The following is a 17,189-nucleotide window of genomic DNA, read 5'->3' as shown; positions in this document are numbered from 1 at the left end:
TTAAAAATGCATCACCAGGAATTTGAACCTCCGGAAGAGTTACGGGACACGATAAAATGCTTCTGGTACAATAGAAGAGAATTTGGAGAAAAACAATCGGAATTTGAAGTTGTACCTGATGGTTATGTAGAAATTATTTTCCATTTCGGAGCTGACTGCAGCACTTTTTACAACGGAAGTCTGCAGGCCTTGCCATCACCGTTTATGATGGGACTGCTCAATCAGCCTGTTAATTTTTATGCGAAAAACTGTTTAGAGATCATTGGGGTGAGGTGCTTTCCCTGGACGGTATTTGATTTGCTTGGCTTACCTTCAGGTAAAGCTGGTGTACAGCTATTCGAGCATCCCATCACTCAGCTCCAATCTGCTTTGAAAAAATCAATACATGATGGGAGGGTAGATGAAGCGCTGGCCCGGGTAAAACAGTATTTTCTGGATATGCGGTCGGAGGTGTCTATGAATAGCATGTTATTTAAAGCGGGTGTTGCAATGAGGGAAGCAAAAGGCACCATGCCGGTAAGTAAGGTTGCGGAGGCGGCTCATGCAACGGTTCGTACACTGGAAAGGAACTTTAAACAATCCTCTGGTCATACTGTTAAAGATGTTTCTGGTCTGATGCGCTTTGAGCAGGTCCGGAACAGATTATGGCATGATCCGGATACGAACCTCTCCAGTTTAGCTCATGAGCTGGGTTACTCGGACCAACCTCACCTCAGCAGGGAGTTTAAGCGTTATAGTGGGAGCACACCAGGAGTGTTCGCACGAAAAGCAAAAGAAGGAAAGCAGATCTTAGGGAGCGACTTTGTCGCATTTATACAAGCCTAGCGCAGGAACATTCCAGAATTTTGTGTTTCAATCATTTAATATGAAAACAACACTTGAAAACACAAAATCTATACAAGAGAATTTTATTTACGATGTCATCATTGCTGGTGCAGGTCCGGTAGGTCTTTTCCTGGCTTGTGAGCTGGCGCTGGCCAAATGTTCAGTTCTGATACTGGAAAAGGAAAAAGATCCCGGCTCCCCACTGAAGAAACTTCCTTTCGGGATGCGCGGTCTTTCGGCACCTACTATTGAGGCACTTTATCGCCGTGACTTGCTCAAAGAGCTACAACTACATAAAAGCATAAAGAAACCACATATCACTTCAACTACAGGTCCGCAATTGTCAGCACCTCAACGTCCCGGAGGACATTTTGCCGGCATTCAATTTAATGTTGACAATGTTGAGTTTTCACAATGGAAATATCGCTTGTCAAGCGCTACTGAGGTCAGTTTGATTTCTGAAATGGAAGAACTTGAAAAGATGCTGACGAGTAGAGCAGAAGCACTGGGAGTGGTGATCAGGCGTGGGCTTGGCTTGACTCATTTTAAGCAAAACGGAGATGAGGTAACCGTTCAGTCGGTTGACCAATCATTTCAAAGCAAATGGCTTGTAGGTTGTGATGGAAGCCGGAGTATGGTTCGTAAAACCGGTGGTTTTGAATTTGCCGGTACTGAGCCCGAATTTACCGGCTACTCTACTCATGTTACAATTGCCGATCCGGAGAAACTCAATCCAGGGCGAAATGTGACCGCAACAGGTATGTATCTGTTATCCCAGCCAGATTACCTCGTCATGCAGGATTTTGATGGGGGAGAATTTCATAAATCAGGAAAGCCGGTTACGCTTGAACACGCTCAGGAATTATTGCGCCGGATCTCTGACACCGATGTGACGATTACTGCACTGCATATCGCAACCACCTGGACTGATCGCGCAAGGCAGGCTACTACCTACCGCAACGAACGGGTGTTTTTAGCCGGTGATGCCGCGCACATCCATGCACCGCTGGGAGGGCAGGGGTTAAATCTTGGACTGGGGGATGCCATGAACCTTGGTTGGAAACTCGCCGCTGTTGTCAAAAATAAAGCATCAGAGGGCTTACTGGATACTTATCAGGCTGAAAGACATCCGATTGGAGTAAATGTTCTGGATTGGTCGCGTGCGCAAGTGGCCATCATGAAACCAGATCCTGCGGCCCGGGCATTGAATTCGATTGTAAGGGAACTTATAAATACCAGGGATGGTGCTACCTATTTTGCCGGAAGGATATGGGGCATTTCTACACACTATAAGCGTTCGGATGAGCATCCTTTAATTGGCCATAGCGTTCCCAACTTTGAGTTCGAAGATGGTACTGCAATTGGTGGGTTAATGCAGGACGGTCTGTGGATATTGCTTGATTTTGGCGGGAATACATTACTTAAAACGCTGGCAACTGAATACGGCGACCAATTGAAATATGTTTACCGCAGAGCGAAACAACAGTTAGGCTTGAGCACTGTATTGATACGCCCGGACGGGTTTGTGGCTTGGGCTTCTGAACAAGATGCAAATGAGGAATTGACCAGGCGGGCAGCTGATCTTTGGTTTACGTCCTGATTTGGTGAAAATAAAAAGCCACAATACGATTTTTTTAATTGAAACTTAAATCAGATCTTGTTTGAAATTCCCGTTAATTTCAAAAGGAAATTATGACTATAAAAATGTCTTCGGAGAACAGCTGTTTATAAAGGCGAAACTCTGAACCTGATGGTGCTTCAAAACACAACCTGAGCAAAAAATGGCATATTCAATAAAAAAAGAAGAAGTGATTAAGTATGAGCCAAATGAATTAAGAAATTTCAGGCTTTTCACACATGAGTATATTGACAACTTAAATTTCACATTTAAACCAGCACATTTTTTATCAAACGCTGAGGAATACATCAAAGTGGCCTCTGAATTATTCAAAAAAGCAGGATGGGCAGGCGACGGAGAAATTGAATTAATATGGGTACCTCCATTTATGCTTTTTGAATTTACTTCAAACGAAGATGCATTTGGAATTGTCATTTGGCATGTAAAGCAGGAAGAAGATGGAATTTCCTGGCTGCTTTCACCTAAAAGACTTCCTCTTGATCAATAGAAGCTATTGCGCTAATCAATTAAATTTATGCCTGTAAAATTTACACTTTTCTTAATCGCCCTAGTGGTTCAATTATCTGCGAAGGCTCAGGATAAAACTGATGTTAAAATCTATTCGGTGCGGGATACCACAGTGCTTTGGGACAAAAAATACAAAAGTGAAATTTACTGGGCATTTTGTAAAATTGACGGGAATGAAAAAACGATACAGTCTTCAGGGTTTAATTTTAGAGATGGAGATAAAGGGCCAGATTTAACTGATCTAAGCCATTTATTTAAAGATGAAGATAAAGATTGGTTTGTCGTTTTAAGTCCCGTCAAGCTTAAAGTTAAGAGGGTAAAAGGGACTCGTACAAAAAGAGCATGGAACGATTTTGCAACAGCGGGTAGAACTGCTGGCAGTCCGGCCAAAATATTTTTTATTAATGGGGATACGCTTAGTATGAAAGGAGGGAGTCTGAAGCTCGTTCTGGATAAAGAGTTAACATCCAGGTATCATTCATTTTGATTTATCCTGCTCTTTCTGCAAAACCAAGAATATAACCATTGAGGTCTTTGAGGTAAAACTCGTTCATTCCGTACCAGGTTGTTTTCAAATCGGTTACCTGAAGATTCTTCTCTTTCATGAGCTGATGAAATTTTTCAATACCCTCAATATCCATATAAAATGAAACCGAAGCACCAATGGATAAGCCCTGAGAAAAGACAACATCTTCCTTGAAGGTGTCTGAACACTGAAAAAAGATTTCTATGTGATCCTTATGTACCATTGCATAAACGTACTTTTTGTCTTCAGCAAAGGATTGTTCAATTTCACTTTGTGTTTCGGGAACAGTCATCACTAGTTTGAAACCAAAGTTTTCTTCGTAGTAGGCAACAGTTTGTTTTACATCGGTTACCTCAAAATTTGGAGTGAGTTTTGTAATTTTCATTCTACACTTTTTTAAATGATTAATGGTGTAAAAATACTTTTAGGATTTTATTGTCAATTGTAAAAAACGGACGTTTTGATTTTTGGATAATTCGCCTGGTGTAGAACCTGTGTGCTTCCTGATTTCTTTGATAAAATGAGACTGGTCAAAGAAATTATCATCAGGAAAAAGATTTCCCTTGGCAATATTTTTGTAGGAAGCATTGCATCGAACGATGTTTAGAAATGCTTTTAGCGAGAAACCAAAGCGACTATTGAAGTATCGGTTGATTTGACGGCTGTTCCAAAAAGCTTCACAGGCAAGTTCATTTACAGAGGGGAGGTGTTTGCTGTAGACGATTTCAAAAAGTTTGAGTTTTCTCTTGTCGATTTCTTTTAAGTGTTTAATGCAATTGTCCAAACGATTACTGATGTCTGTACTGAATTTTTCGAAATCATCACTTTGGTACTGATCAATGTTCCAGTAGTTTAATGCCAGATTTTGGGTGGTGTTGAGTATAGATCTTATTTCGTGCTGAAACAGATATTCTGCGGCTAAAAGTTTGAAACGAACAGCAAATATTTTCGTGGATTTAGGAATGCTTACATTTACAGGCTTCGTCCAGACTCCTGTAAGTTTGACAAGAATTAAGGTCCCATTTTGAAATTCTGCAATCAGATCGAAGTACCCGTCTGGAATAATGGTATGCTCAAAATCCTTGTCGGAAGTTTCATACTCCCAAAAACTTTGAATAAAGTTTGTCAAATAACCCGTAGGTACTATTTCTCTATACTTCATTGCAGTTCCGTACTTATATCTGTGCTAAAGTTTGATGATATGGCATAAAGTGAAACCTACTTCCTTTACAATGGCTCACTGGCAATATCGTTTGGGTAGCTAAAATACACAAAAGTCGATTGACTTACATTTCGAAGTTTGGGGGGCAATTTGATTCATTTTAAATTATTTGAGTAGCGAGGGCACTTCGCATTAAGCAGGAAATGAAGACCAGCGAAGATGATGACTTCATGTTTGTTTGATGAAATTTATATTATATTTGATTCTGACCAAACCATCGAATTTACACCTGTTTATGCATAAAATCCTTCCTGATGTAGAGAAAGAGCTGCTTTTAAAGCTGAGATCTGGAGATCAGAAGGCGTTTAACATCTTGTATCAGGTTTATGAAAGGAAGGTCTATTATAACCTGAAAAAACTGGTCCATATTCCCGAAATTGTTGCTGAACTTCATCAGGATGTTTTTCTGAAAGCTTGGACTAAAAGAACGTTTTTGGATCCCGATAAGCCATTCGAAGGCTTTTTAGTTCATATTGCCAAAAATTGTGCAATCGATTTTTATCGAAAGGTAGCAAGGGATCAGAAACTGAGGGAACAGCTGGTATTGCTGATGACTGAACTTCATGATCCGATTGCCGATATCATCGCATTAAAAGAAATAAATGAGGAATTGGAAAATGCCATCAATAAACTTCCTCCACAAAGAGGTCTTGTTTTCCGACGGATAAAAATGGAGTGTCAAAGCTATGAGAACACCGCCGGGCATTTTGGCGTTTCTATAGGGACCATCAAAGACCATATGGCTAAAGCTTTAAATTTTTTGCGCACAGAAATTACCAATTCCAAGCGGTTTTTACTGTCTGTTTTCATGATGAGTACGCTGATAGAGATGGTCAAAAGACTGTTTTTATAGCTTTTGGAGGCCAGTGCCATTTATTTTCAAAAAAAAACATTTTAGAGCATAGACTTTTCCTTTTAGCAGCGTATAGGTATATAGCGTTAAGCTAAAAACTATGCAGGATTTAAAACATCTATATCACAAGTTCCTTTCGAAACAGTGTAGCGAGGAAGAAATCAGCTATTTAATGGATCATTTCCTTTTAAAAGGAGAGGAGACAGAACTGAATGAGCTGATCCTTGCTCAGTTGAAATCGGAAAATCATGAGGCACAGGATACCGAAGAGGTTGAGCTCGTGTTGAACAATAACCGGAAGCTGATTCATGAAAAAATCGGTGAAGAGCTTTCTGTAAGGCCATCATCGTTGCGCACGTACCTCAGGGTGGCAGCTGTTCTGGCGCTAATCACTACATGCACCTGGTATTTCTTCAACGCCAATACCGGTCCTAAAACCTCAGGCAATAAAATCCTGGCTTCCGGAGACGTTGGACCGGGAAGCACAAGGGCAAGGCTTACGCTCAGCAATGGAGAGTCTATTGACCTTGAAAATGCGAACGAAGGTGCTGTCATCAGTAAAGATGGCGCAAGCTATGCTAAAATTCTGCAAGGAAAATTAACTTGCCTGTTGCAGTCGCCCGGAAATAATGATAGCGCATATAATACGATCACCACTCCAAAAGGAGGCGTTTATCAATTGGTTACCCCAGATGGAAGTAAGATTTGGTTAAACGCTTCTTCTGAGCTTAAGTTTCCTGGCTCATTTGGTTCAGGTAAGCGGGTAGTGGAATTGAAGGGAGAGGCTTATTTTGAGATTGCAAAAGATAAGAAACGGCCGTTTGTTGTGAAAACTGCAGGACAGGAAACAGAAGTTTTGGGAACCCATTTTAACATTAACAATTATGCCGATGAGCTGGCTACCACCACTACGTTATTTGAAGGGGCTGTCCGGGTGCATCAGGTAAATACAAGCGGAAAAGTACTGCTGAGCCCTGGTCAGCAGGCTGTGTTAAAGGACCGGCAGCTTAGGGTGCAAAAAGCGGATGAATCGGCAGCGCTCGACTGGATGAATGGAAAAATCGTCTTTAAAAATGAGACACTTAAAAGCATCATGCGTAAAGTTTCAAGGTGGTATGGGGTAGATGTCCAGATCAAAGGAGATATAGAAAATCTGGAGTTCTGGGGAGCGGTTTCACGCAAGAACAATCTTTCGTCTATTTTAAACTACCTGAAAGAAACTGAAGATCTCGATTATTCTATAAGCGGCACAAACGTTACCATTTTTAAAAAGAAACTATAAAAAAAATAGAGCTAATAACCAACCAAACCAAACATGAAGAAAATTTTACGCTGTTAACCCAAACCCGGGGAGCCAAAAAAAAACGCATTCCGAGTACCAGTCGGAATACGTCTAATCATTTGAGCTAACCCCATCCGGAAAAATCCGGATAAAAATTATTGACAGATCATATCAATCGTTAACCCAAAATCATTCAAATGTATGAATTTAATTGCTTTTAACCCAGGCAAACCGGGGAAATGGCGTCCCCAAAAACTCCTATTGGTTATGAAAATAACTATTGCCCTTCTTCTTTTTTTTGTCCTGTCTGCCAGTGCCAGCACATTTGCGCAGAAAATATCTTTATCTGAGCACAATGCCCCATTGGTAGAAGTCCTGGAAAAAATCCGGCTTCAAAGTGGGTATGACTTTGTGGCAAGTACGCGATTAATTGAAAAAAGTAACCGTGTATCTATAACTGTAAATGAAGTGAGCGTTGAAGAAGCGCTCAAAATATGTTTTAGCAATCAGAAGCTTACTTACAAGATTCAGGGCAAAATCGTATTGATCAAAGAAAACAAAAACACCATCAATTCATTGATGTCAAAGGTTCAGGAGGAAATCACTGTAAAGGGAACCGTTGCCGATAAAGGTGGATTGTTACCTGGAGTTACGGTAAGCTTGAAATCGGATAAGGCAAAAGCTGTAGTAACCGACGCTTCGGGAAGCTTTAAAATCACTTGCCCTAAGGATGGTATTCTTGTTTTTAGCAGCATCGGTTTCAAAACACTGGAAGTCCCTATAGACGGTCGTCCGGTGATTGATGTGTTCCTGGAACAGGAAACCTCCGGACTTTCGGAAGTTGTAGTGGTTGGGTACGGTCAGAAACAAACCAAAGTCAGCCTTACAGGTGCGATATCAAGTATATCAACAAAAGAACTGAAGCAAAGCCCAGTGGCAAACATCAGTAATGCCCTGGCGGGCCGTATCCCTGGTTTGGTTACGGCACAACGCTCCGGAAGACCAGGGAGTGACGCCTCTTCCCTTTTTATAAGAGGAATCAGCACTTATACCGGAAATACAGCTCCATTGGTCGTTATTGACGGACTGCCCAGAGGGGACCAGAATTTCGGAGATATTGATCCCAATGAAATTGAATCTATATCTATTCTGAAGGATGCTTCTTCGACCTCTTTGTACGGCATACAAGGTGCCAATGGCGTTATTTTGGTCACCACAAAAAGAGGGGAAGACGGATCGCCTACAATACAGGTAAATGCGCAAAGTGCATTGATGAAATCCGGGCGCTTTCCAAAGTTTCTGGACAGTTACAACTCAGGTCTGTTGAGAAATGAAGGTGCCAGAAATGATGGTCTGTCAGCCGTTTATACAGATCGGGAATTGCAATTGTTTAAAGACAAGACCAGCCCTTACTTATACCCGGACGTAGATTGGTATAAGGAAATGATCCGGGAATATACGCCCCAAAGACAAGTGAATTTAAATGTGAATGGCGGTACTAAATTTGTGAAATATTTTGTATCCGGATCATACCTCAGACAGGAAACAAATTTTAAGGCTGCAGACGAAAATATTTACGGCGTTAAGTATAAATATGACCGGTACAACTTCCGGTCGAATATCGATGTGACACTGGATAAAAATACTGATTTGCAGCTGGATCTGGCTTCAAGATTGGAAAACAGGACCATGCCGCATGCCGACCGGAATGACAATGGCTATTTCTTTGTGGTGCTTTCCCAAATGCACAATGCATTAACGCCAGTGTTTAATCCAGATGGTTCACTGGCCTCGGGAAACCTTCGTGCGGATTTTATCAACCCTTATGGCATCATCACCCGGAACGGATATTCTGATACCAATTTTTCAAACACTTTTGGAAATGTGGCGGCGACGAGAAAACTTGATTTCATTACCCCCGGACTAAAAATCAAAAGTTTATTTTCTTTTGAAACCTTTGGCAGTATTGATTTTTCACAATATCAAATGCCGGCATCTTACCGCTACAAAGGGATTGATGAAGCGACAGGGAAACCAATTTACGTGCAGCATTATGCGAAAACATCCTTAAGTCAGGATGGTGCCACTAATGCCACCAGATACAATTACTTTGATGTTAAATTGTTGTACGATAGAAGTTTTAAGCGTCATAATGTAAGTGGATTGGCTTTGTTTAACCGGAATTACCGGACGATAACCGGAGATCTGCCCAGGGTTTACCAAGGCCTGGTGGGGCAGCTGAAGTACAATTATGACCAGCGTTACTTTTTCGAATTTAATGCAGGTTACAATGGATCGGAGAACTTCCCTAAAGGAAAGAGATATGGATTTTTCCCGGCCCTTTCTGCCGGTTGGCTCGTTTCGGCTGAGCCTTTTATGAAAGACAATAAGGTGTTTAGCTATTTAAAAGTAAGAGGTTCGCATGGATTGGTTGGAAATGATAATATTGGTGACGGCCGTTACCTCTTTGTTTCCGAATTTGCCAGGGGTGGAGGCTATACCTTTGGCAACAATCCAACAAATGTTGGCGGATACTGGGAAAGCAGGGTAGGAAACAAAAATATCACCTGGGAGAAAGCAACCAAGAGTAACATAGGATTGGAAGCAGGGTTTTTAAAGGACCAGATTCGCTTAACGGTAGATGTGTTCCGCGAACACAGGAAGGATATCCTGACCGGGCCGAACCTGATTCCCGATTATTTCGGAATTGATGCTGCACTGAGTTTAAATAAAGGGGCAGTATTGAACAGGGGATTTGAAGTCGAAATGAAGCTGAATACCAATATCGGTGAGGTCTACCTGTTCTCTAACCTGAATTATACCTTCACGAAGAATAAAATCCTTGAAATTGATGAACCTAAATTACAGTATCCATGGCAAAGTCAGATTGGATTGCCGGTAGGATATTCTCTGGGTTATGAATCGATGGGCTTCTTCCAGAACCAGAGGGAAATTGACAATAGCCCGATACAGAGCTTCACCACTGTAATTCCCGGCGATTTAAAATACAGAGATATCAGTGGAAATGGATCTATTGGCCCTGAGGACAGAATTCCAATTCCTACACTCAATGTGCCCAATCAGATTTTTGGAGCTTCTTTTGGCTTAAGCTATAAGGGAATTGACCTGAGTATACTGCTACAGGGTGCATTGGGCGGCCGACAAATCTATTCGGACCAGATTGTTTACACCTATCGCGATGGAATCAGACCACATCACCTCGAAAGATGGACACCGGAAAACCCTCTAAACGCTAAGTTTCCGGTATTACACGGAAATGAGAGCAAGAATGGGAACAACTTCATCAATTCTACTTTCTGGCTTCGAAAAACGGATTACCTGAAAATAAAAAACCTGGAACTTGGCTATCGTCTGCCTTCTACCTGGACCCGAAAAGTGGGCACCAAGACTGCCAGGATATTTGTCAATGCGATGAATCTTTATTCCTGGGATCACCTGAAGGATATCAATGTTGATCCTGAATCTAATGTAGGAGGATCGTTTTCAGGTCTTTCCTACCCAATTCAGAGCATTTACAACCTGGGACTAACCGTCAACTTCTAATTAAAATTAAGACCATGAAAAAACTATATATTTTACTCGTTTTAGTCGTAATAGGGCTTGCGGCTTGTAAAAAAGATTATCTGGACCGTTTGCCAAATGCTAAAATATCAGAAGAGGAAGTATTTTCTGATATTGGAAATTCAGAGTTGTTTGTAAACAATATCTACAATTCAACACCCAATATGTTCAGAACATTCTGGCCCATGTCCAGTGCAACAGATGAAACTGATCAAAGTCAGGATCAGGCAACAATAACTGCAGATGGGGCAGACGCAGGCAATTTTAATAGTGGGTTCTTTACCGCTTCAGCATTTCCGTTAAGAGGAAGATGGAAGGATTATTTTACGCAGATCAGACGTTGCAATATTGTATTGGCCAATTATGATAAAATACCGGAGGATAATAACTATCCTGATCGTAAAAAGAGATTAAGAGGAGAGGTCCTGACGATGAGGGCCTATTATTATTTTGAATTGCTTCGCACCTGGGGAGGAGTTCCACTATTTGAATCGATTCAGAATCCTTTAGGCGATGATCCTATTTTCTTTAAACGGAACTCTGTTGATGAAGTTGTTGCAGCCGTTTTAAAGGACCTTTCGGAGGCTGAGCCATTATTGCCGGCCAATTATGCGGACAGACAAGCTGAAATTGGCAGGGCTTCCAGGACGATTGTATTGGCACTGAGGGGCCGGGTACTATTGTACTATGCCAGTCCTTTGTTTAATCCTTCTGCCATCAGTACGAGATGGAAAGATGCCTCAGATGCCAATAAAAAAGCATTAGATGCTGCCCTGGCCGCAGGTTTTGTATTACATCCTAAATATTCGGAAATTTTCAGCCAGTTTACCAATCAGGAGGTGATTTGGGGCCGTCCGGCACCAGGGGCATTTGGCGACGCAGGAATTGACAGGGAAATGAATCCCACAGGATACATTGGTTATGCGAGAGTTACTGTTCTTCAGGATCTGGTAGACGATTATGAGCTTCAGGCAACAGGGAAACTTCCGGCCGAATCGGGTTCCGGCTATGACCCTAACCATCCCTATGCAGGCCGTGATCCACGCTTTTATCAATCGGTGCTGTATCCTGGAAGTATCTGGAAAGGCAGAAAGATTGATCCTTTGGGCATTGATGCACCTGAAAACGGAAAAACAGCAACCAATTACTGGCAGAGAAAATATGTCCTTGAATCGGTAAACCTGATCAATGCTTCCGGGGATTCGCCACGCCGATGGGTTTTGATGCGAACTGCAGAAGTCTATCTCAACTATGCTGAAGCGTACAATGAAGCGATTGGCCCCGATATGGAAGTTTATAATGCCGTAAATGCGGTACGTGCAAGAGTAGGAATGCCAGCTTTGCCGTCAGGATTAGGCAGGGAGGAGATGCGGGAAAAAATCAGGCATGAAAGAAGGATCGAATTGGCGTTCGAAGGTCAGCGGTTCTGGGATGTGCGCAGGTGGAAGATCGCTGAAACGGTAGACAATAAAGTCGTACGCGGTGTTTCGATCAGCGTATCTGGCAACGATACCACTTACCGGTATCCAATCATTGAGAAGCGCAGCTTTGATAAAGGGAAACAGTATTTCCTGCCGATCCCCCAATCGGAAATAGATAAGCTGGGCGGAGCAGGTTCGGGATTTAATCAGAATCCAGGTTATTAACTAAGTTTTAAAAGATAAAGCAGGTCATCAGCATACTGCTTGCAAAAAGCAATGAACATGCAGATGACTGCTTAAAAAATATAATCCTATGAAAGGTAGAAATTATAAACTGAGTTTATTAGTTATTGTGCCCGCTATGATCATCGGCGCATGTCAGAAAGATATCAATTTGCCGGGTATCGCTAATGATCCAATGCTGTATATGCCACAATCTTCGAGAGGAACCCCTTTTAATGCAGTAGAAGTAGTGAGCAGAGAACCAGGTCAGAAGGATACGGTTTATTACCGTCCTTATAGTGCATATCTGGAAGGAAAAGAACTTGCTAATCAGGATATTGAGGTTGAGTTTAGTATTGACCACAAAAAACTGGATTCCTTAAATGTGCTGGAGCTTGCTGCCGGGAGAACTGCATATGAACTTCTTCCTGCCGGATCTTATACGGAAGGGACAATGAAAGCAACGATCAAAAAGAACGAACGGATCAGCAGTATACAGCAGTTTGGGATTAATCCTAAATTGCTGAAGGAAGAAAAAAGGTATTTGGTTCCGATATCTATAAAAAGTGTCAGTCCGGATTTACCGGTAAAATCGGCGTTTAAAACAACGTATTACCAGGTTAGTTTAACTGTTCCGGATTTCGTAAGTGGCACCTATACGGCTGGAGGAATGAGAAATGGAGATGATTATGGAACAGATCCGACGAAAGTGAGGAAAACAATCACTAAGGTCGCAAATCACACGTATGACGTTAATCTGATTGCGAATCTTGGACCGTGGTGTTGCAGCAATAAATTTACACTTAAAGTGAATCCGGCAGACCATACGGTATTGGTATCCGGACACCTGGAAGATGCTGGAAATCTGTTAACCAACAGGGAGGGGACTGTCAGCACCTTCGATCCCGCAACGAATACATTCGTTTTGTTTTATAACTACAGTTACTACGGATTTGTAGCGAAGATGTCGGAAACATTAAAAAAACTTTAAGTCAATGTTCATCAGGAGGTTTCTGTTCAGAGACCTCCTTTTTTAAGGCTATCATCATGAATAAAATATATCTTTTCCTGTTGGTTCTGCTTACTGCAGGACTTAAAGGATCATTTGCCCAACAAACCGGACCTGTAAGCGAACGTTTTCCTGTGAGTGCTTTATTGTTGTCTACTCCTGATCCTCAGGATGTGCCCTTGTTTTGTGATTTCATTACTGAGGTTTTACCTAAAGAAGGGGTGAATACCCTGGTGCTGCGCATGAACTATAAATATCAGTTTGAGTCGCATCCGGAACTGAGGGGGCACAATGCTTTGTCAAAAAAGAACCTGCAAAAAATCCTGAAAGCCTGTTCTGCAACAGGTATCCGGTTTATACCGAAAATGAATCTTCTGGGGCATCAGTCGGAAGACATAACGATTCTCCCCTTGCTGAAAAATTATCCTCAGTTTGATGAATCACCACAATTGAATCCTCCGGTACCATGGAAACCAGTCAATACGATGTTTGATTTCTATTCTAAAAGTTTATGCCCTAAACATCCGGATTTATTTAAAGTGATATTTCCGGTAATTGATGAGCTGATTGAGGTTTGCGGGGCTGATGCTTTCCATGTTGGTCTGGATGAAGTATGGATTATCGGAGACGAGAAATGTCCACGTTGTGGAGGCCTTGATAAAGCAGAAATTTTTGCAGCTTATGTGACTGCATTACATGATCATCTGAAAAAGAAAGGCTGTGAAATGTGGATGTGGAGCGATCGTTTGATTGATGGTAAAACCACTAATTTATTGGCATGGCAGGCCAGTATGAACAATACCCATAAGGCAATTGATTTGATTCCCAGGGACATTATGATTTGTGACTGGAAGTATGAAGATGCGGCGCCAACACCTGCTTATTTTGCAATTAAAGGTTTTAATGTACTTGCTGCTCCATCCAATAAGGCAGATGTGGCACTTGCTCAGCTGGAAATGGTGAAGGCGATCAGAAAGAACGGAAACAGGGCAGCATTTTCAACCACGATAGCCAATCGAATGAAAGGAATGTTTCATACCATGTGGGGAAACTCAAAAGATTTTATCTTAGCTTACCATGGCAAACAGCCTGATAAGGATGGAACGGTAGAAACATTTAAAAAACTATTTGCCGAAATCAGAATATTAAAAAGTAATTAATATGAATAAGATACTCATACACAGGGTTTTGGTGTTGTTTTTGCTAATGCTAATTGGCATGACGGCCAGGAGCGAACCTTACGATGAGGTGAAGCGCATCAGCTCAAGAAGGTTCCCATGGTTGGCCGGGAATCTGGTTTTTAAGGTTATTCCGGATGCAGATGGAAATGAAGTCTTTGAATTGTCGTCAGGTAAAGGGAGGGTGATGATTTCTGCCAGTTCAGCAAGTGCTGCTGCTGAAGGATTAAACTGGTATCTCAAATATTATTGCCATAGGACCATGTCGCATTTTGGCGATAACCTTAGTGCGCCGGCCAGGCTTCCGGAAATAAAAAATAAAGTCAGGATAGTTTCTCCGTATCAGTACAGGTACGCATTAAATTATTGCACCATCAGCTATTCCATGAGTTTTTATACCTGGAAAGATTGGGAAAGAGAGTTAGACTGGATGGCTTTAAACGGGGTAAACCTGATGTTAGCTCCAGTGGGAATGGAAGGGGTCTGGCAAAATACCCTTCGCAAGCTGGGCTATACTGACCAGGAAATAGCGGGTTTTATTGCAGGCCCTGCCTTTGGCGCCTGGTGGTTGATGGGGAACCTGGAAGGCTGGGGCGGACCGGTTAGTCAGCAGACGATAGATCAGCAGGTACTGTTGCAGCAAAAAATCATTAAACGCATGAAACAGCTTGGTATTGAGCCGGTAATGCATGGTTTTTACGGAATGATCCCTTCAACTTTGAAAAATAAACAAACGATTAAAGTAATTGATCAGGGGTTATGGGCGGGAGGCTTTAAGCGCCCCGATTTTTTAATTCCTGAGGACCCCTACTTTGACAAGGTTGCCAATACCTATTATTCGGAAATGAAGAAGCTGTACGGAGAGGATTTGCATTTCTTTGGTGGAGATCCGTTTCATGAAGGCGGTACTTCGAAAGGGGCAGACCTTGGGGCTTCTGCAAAGCATATTCAGAAATTGATGCAGCAAAATTACCCTGGTTCTACCTGGGTTTTGCAGGGATGGCAGCAAAATCCGGCAAATGCTTTACTGGAAGGATTGAATAAAGATAAGACCCTGGTTATTGAGCTGTTTGGGGAGAATACCAACAATTGGGAAAAGCGCCATGGCTATGAAAATACACCTTTTGTATGGAGTAATGTGAGCAATTTCGGCGAGAAAAATGGTATTTATGGCAAATTACAACGCTTTGCTGATGAGGTATACCGTGCAAAAGGCAGTGCTTACGGATCCTTTTTGAAGGGCATAGGGATTATCCCTGAGGGAATATACAACAATCCTGTAGCTTTTGATATGATGTTGGAGCTCGGCTGGCATGCGGAGCATGTGAACCTTAAAAAGTGGATTGGCAGTTACACGAAATATCGTTATGGAAAATCTGATCCGAAGATTGATCAGGCCTGGGCCTTGTTGCTGGAAACGGCATATAGCAGCCCTGAAGTAAATCAGGAGGGGCCATCTGAATCCATTTTTTGTGCAAGACCAGCTATAGACATTAAATCTGTTTCCTCATGGGGAACCAGGAAAAGAAACTATGATGTAGCCAGATTTGAAGATGCGGTCAGGATGTTTGTTGCTGCAGGAAAAGAATTTGAAGATGTGGAGAGCTATCAGACGGATTGGGTTGATTTTATACGACAGCTGCAGGCCAATAGGGCTGATGAGGTTTATGCCCTGATGATGACGTCTATAAAGGCTAAAAATGCGGAAATGTTTAAATCCAGCAGTGCAAAATTCAGACAAATGATGTTGCAACAGGATTCACTTTTAAGTACCAGTAAATACTTTTCGGTGAACAGATGGCTGCAGCAGGCGGTAGATTTTGGTGGTACACCATCAGATAAGGAGAATGCGTTATGGAATGCCAGAACACAAATTATATTCTGGGGTCCGGATGATAATCCTAAAACTGAACTGCATGATTACGCACATAAAGAATGGGCAGGAGTATTGAGCACAATTTATTTGTCGCGATGGGATCAGTTTATAGCCTGGCAGCTAGCGGTGATGAAGTCAGGAAATGCAGCCGAACCAGATTATTTCAAAACAGAAAATGAATGGGTAAAGACTCCTAAGTTGGATCCCCCGAAGCTGCTGACGAAAAAAGAACTGAATGGGCTTATTAAACGAATGGTAGGGAAAGAGGGAGTGATGCAAGGTCATTAAATACAAAAACCATCCCGTATTTGATTATGGGATGGTTTAATGTATTCATTACCGCAACGGAAGATCAACCTTTAAGCGATCCCAGGTGACGGTAAGTATTGAGCAGAACTCCTGTTGGTGTGGCTGCGGTGCTCACAAATTCAAGTTCCCGGGCATCAAAACTGTCTGAAAGAAGCCGTTTGCCTTTGCCCAGTAATACGGGGTATACGATCAGGATCACCTCATCTATCAATCCGGCGTCGAGCAATACAGAGGTGAGTGATATACTTCCACAAAGTACAAGATCAGGGCCTTCTGTCGACTTGAGGTTGCGAATCCCTTCTATGATGTCCAGACCCAGATCCTTTACTGGTCCCCATTCAAGGCTCTCAGGCCTGTGAGTGGCGATGTACTTTGTTGCGGCATTTATCGCGTTGGCCATTGGAAAGTCACCTGCATTTGGCCAGTATCCCAAAAATTCATCGTAGGTCTTGCGGCCAAGCAGCATGTCAAATCCTGAACTGTACGCTTCAAGAAGCATAGCCATCCCGGCGGGAGTACGATAGGGAGCGGTCCATCCACCGTATGTGTAATTTTTATCGTGTTCGATAACACCATCAAGGGAGATGTGTTCGAAGATTCTGATCTTTCTCATCTTATTGATATTTGTTTAATGCTTATCCAAATTTAAAGCGGACCAGATTTACAAGTGGGGTGCAATTCCGACAATATGAGGGGGTTAATTAACCGGGCTTGTTGAACTGGTCATACTTTTCTACT

At 42.2% G+C, this 17,189-nt stretch carries 14 protein-coding genes; 11 read left to right on the top strand and 3 right to left on the bottom strand.

Annotation, left to right across the window (positions count from 1 at the left end; all coding sequences use genetic code 11):
• The first annotated feature begins 6 nt into the window (after window positions 1-6).
• The 4 genes from BUC20_RS03830 (at window position 7) to BUC20_RS03815 (ending at window position 3,458) form a co-directional block, all read left to right on the top strand.
• Window positions 7-825 (top strand): AraC family transcriptional regulator, encoded by an 819-nt coding sequence (locus BUC20_RS03830; protein ID WP_073227618.1) that lies wholly within the window; start codon window positions 7-9, stop codon window positions 823-825.
• Between the two features lie 40 nt (window positions 826-865).
• Window positions 866-2,425: an FAD-dependent monooxygenase gene (locus BUC20_RS03825; protein WP_073227616.1), complete on the top strand. Its 1,560-nt coding sequence runs from the start codon at window positions 866-868 to the stop codon at window positions 2,423-2,425.
• Window positions 2,426-2,606: 181 nt separating this feature from the next.
• Window positions 2,607-2,951, top strand: a complete 345-nt coding sequence (locus BUC20_RS03820; protein WP_073227613.1) for a hypothetical protein — start codon at window positions 2,607-2,609, stop codon at window positions 2,949-2,951.
• A 27-nt stretch (window positions 2,952-2,978) separates the two neighbouring features.
• Entirely contained in the window at window positions 2,979-3,458 is a 480-nt protein-coding gene (locus BUC20_RS03815) for a hypothetical protein (protein ID WP_073227611.1), read from the top strand.
• Window position 3,459: 1 nt separating this feature from the next.
• Here BUC20_RS03815 and BUC20_RS03810 read toward each other — a convergent pair whose 3' ends face one another.
• The gene (locus BUC20_RS03810) at window positions 3,460-3,882 is read right to left on the bottom strand and encodes a VOC family protein (RefSeq protein WP_073227609.1); all 423 of its coding nucleotides are present in this window, start codon (window positions 3,880-3,882) and stop codon (window positions 3,460-3,462) included.
• Between the two features lie 39 nt (window positions 3,883-3,921).
• On the bottom strand, window positions 3,922-4,659 hold the full coding sequence (locus tag BUC20_RS03805) for a helix-turn-helix domain-containing protein (protein WP_073227607.1): 738 nt from the start codon (window positions 4,657-4,659) through the stop codon (window positions 3,922-3,924).
• Between the two features lie 241 nt (window positions 4,660-4,900).
• On the opposite strand from BUC20_RS03805, the gene BUC20_RS03800 reads away from it, so the two are divergent.
• The 7 genes from BUC20_RS03800 (at window position 4,901) to BUC20_RS03770 (ending at window position 16,430) form a co-directional block, all read left to right on the top strand.
• Complete coding sequence (locus BUC20_RS03800) at window positions 4,901-5,572, top strand: RNA polymerase sigma factor (protein WP_084528503.1); 672 nt, start codon at window positions 4,901-4,903, stop codon at window positions 5,570-5,572.
• 100 nt (window positions 5,573-5,672) lie between these two features.
• Window positions 5,673-6,854 (top strand): FecR family protein, encoded by a 1,182-nt coding sequence (locus BUC20_RS03795; RefSeq protein ID WP_073227604.1) that lies wholly within the window; start codon window positions 5,673-5,675, stop codon window positions 6,852-6,854.
• Between the two features lie 267 nt (window positions 6,855-7,121).
• Complete coding sequence (locus BUC20_RS03790) at window positions 7,122-10,418, top strand: TonB-dependent receptor (RefSeq protein ID WP_159441046.1); 3,297 nt, start codon at window positions 7,122-7,124, stop codon at window positions 10,416-10,418.
• A gap of 14 nt (window positions 10,419-10,432) precedes the next feature.
• Window positions 10,433-12,082 (top strand): RagB/SusD family nutrient uptake outer membrane protein, encoded by a 1,650-nt coding sequence (locus BUC20_RS03785; protein ID WP_073227599.1) that lies wholly within the window; start codon window positions 10,433-10,435, stop codon window positions 12,080-12,082.
• Between the two features lie 88 nt (window positions 12,083-12,170).
• Window positions 12,171-13,070, top strand: coding sequence for a DUF1735 domain-containing protein (locus BUC20_RS03780; RefSeq protein ID WP_084528502.1), 900 nt, complete (start codon window positions 12,171-12,173; stop codon window positions 13,068-13,070).
• A 56-nt stretch (window positions 13,071-13,126) separates the two neighbouring features.
• Window positions 13,127-14,248, top strand: coding sequence for a family 20 glycosylhydrolase (locus BUC20_RS03775; protein WP_073227593.1), 1,122 nt, complete (start codon window positions 13,127-13,129; stop codon window positions 14,246-14,248).
• Between the two features lies 1 nt (window position 14,249).
• A complete protein-coding gene (locus tag BUC20_RS03770) occupies window positions 14,250-16,430 on the top strand; it encodes an alpha-N-acetylglucosaminidase (RefSeq protein ID WP_073227589.1) in 2,181 nt (726 codons plus the stop codon).
• A 64-nt stretch (window positions 16,431-16,494) separates the two neighbouring features.
• Here the strand turns inward: BUC20_RS03770 and BUC20_RS03765 are convergent, their stop codons facing one another.
• Window positions 16,495-17,064: a dihydrofolate reductase family protein gene (locus BUC20_RS03765; RefSeq protein ID WP_073227586.1), complete on the bottom strand. Its 570-nt coding sequence runs from the start codon at window positions 17,062-17,064 to the stop codon at window positions 16,495-16,497.
• Window positions 17,065-17,189: the final 125 nt, after the last annotated feature.

The organism is Pedobacter caeni (genome assembly GCF_900129215.1).
GTDB lineage: Bacteria > Bacteroidota > Bacteroidia > Sphingobacteriales > Sphingobacteriaceae > Pedobacter > Pedobacter caeni.
This window is presented reverse-complemented; position numbering and strand designations above follow the sequence as displayed.

What these genes read in the sequence shown, in the direction of transcription:
- BUC20_RS03830 (WP_073227618.1), top strand. Translation starts at nt 7, where the DNA reads ATGCATCACCAGGAATTTGAACCTCCGGAAGAGTTACGGGACACGATA.
- BUC20_RS03825 (WP_073227616.1), top strand. Translation starts at nt 866, where the DNA reads ATGAAAACAACACTTGAAAACACAAAATCTATACAAGAGAATTTTATT.
- BUC20_RS03820 (WP_073227613.1), top strand. Translation starts at nt 2,607, where the DNA reads ATGGCATATTCAATAAAAAAAGAAGAAGTGATTAAGTATGAGCCAAAT.
- BUC20_RS03815 (WP_073227611.1), top strand. Translation starts at nt 2,979, where the DNA reads ATGCCTGTAAAATTTACACTTTTCTTAATCGCCCTAGTGGTTCAATTA.
- BUC20_RS03810 (WP_073227609.1), bottom strand. Translation starts at nt 3,882, where the DNA reads ATGAAAATTACAAAACTCACTCCAAATTTTGAGGTAACCGATGTAAAA.
- BUC20_RS03805 (WP_073227607.1), bottom strand. Translation starts at nt 4,659, where the DNA reads ATGAAGTATAGAGAAATAGTACCTACGGGTTATTTGACAAACTTTATT.
- BUC20_RS03800 (WP_084528503.1), top strand. Translation starts at nt 4,901, where the DNA reads ATGAAATTTATATTATATTTGATTCTGACCAAACCATCGAATTTACAC.
- BUC20_RS03795 (WP_073227604.1), top strand. Translation starts at nt 5,673, where the DNA reads ATGCAGGATTTAAAACATCTATATCACAAGTTCCTTTCGAAACAGTGT.
- BUC20_RS03790 (WP_159441046.1), top strand. Translation starts at nt 7,122, where the DNA reads ATGAAAATAACTATTGCCCTTCTTCTTTTTTTTGTCCTGTCTGCCAGT.
- BUC20_RS03785 (WP_073227599.1), top strand. Translation starts at nt 10,433, where the DNA reads ATGAAAAAACTATATATTTTACTCGTTTTAGTCGTAATAGGGCTTGCG.
- BUC20_RS03780 (WP_084528502.1), top strand. Translation starts at nt 12,171, where the DNA reads ATGAAAGGTAGAAATTATAAACTGAGTTTATTAGTTATTGTGCCCGCT.
- BUC20_RS03775 (WP_073227593.1), top strand. Translation starts at nt 13,127, where the DNA reads ATGAATAAAATATATCTTTTCCTGTTGGTTCTGCTTACTGCAGGACTT.
- BUC20_RS03770 (WP_073227589.1), top strand. Translation starts at nt 14,250, where the DNA reads ATGAATAAGATACTCATACACAGGGTTTTGGTGTTGTTTTTGCTAATG.
- BUC20_RS03765 (WP_073227586.1), bottom strand. Translation starts at nt 17,064, where the DNA reads ATGAGAAAGATCAGAATCTTCGAACACATCTCCCTTGATGGTGTTATC.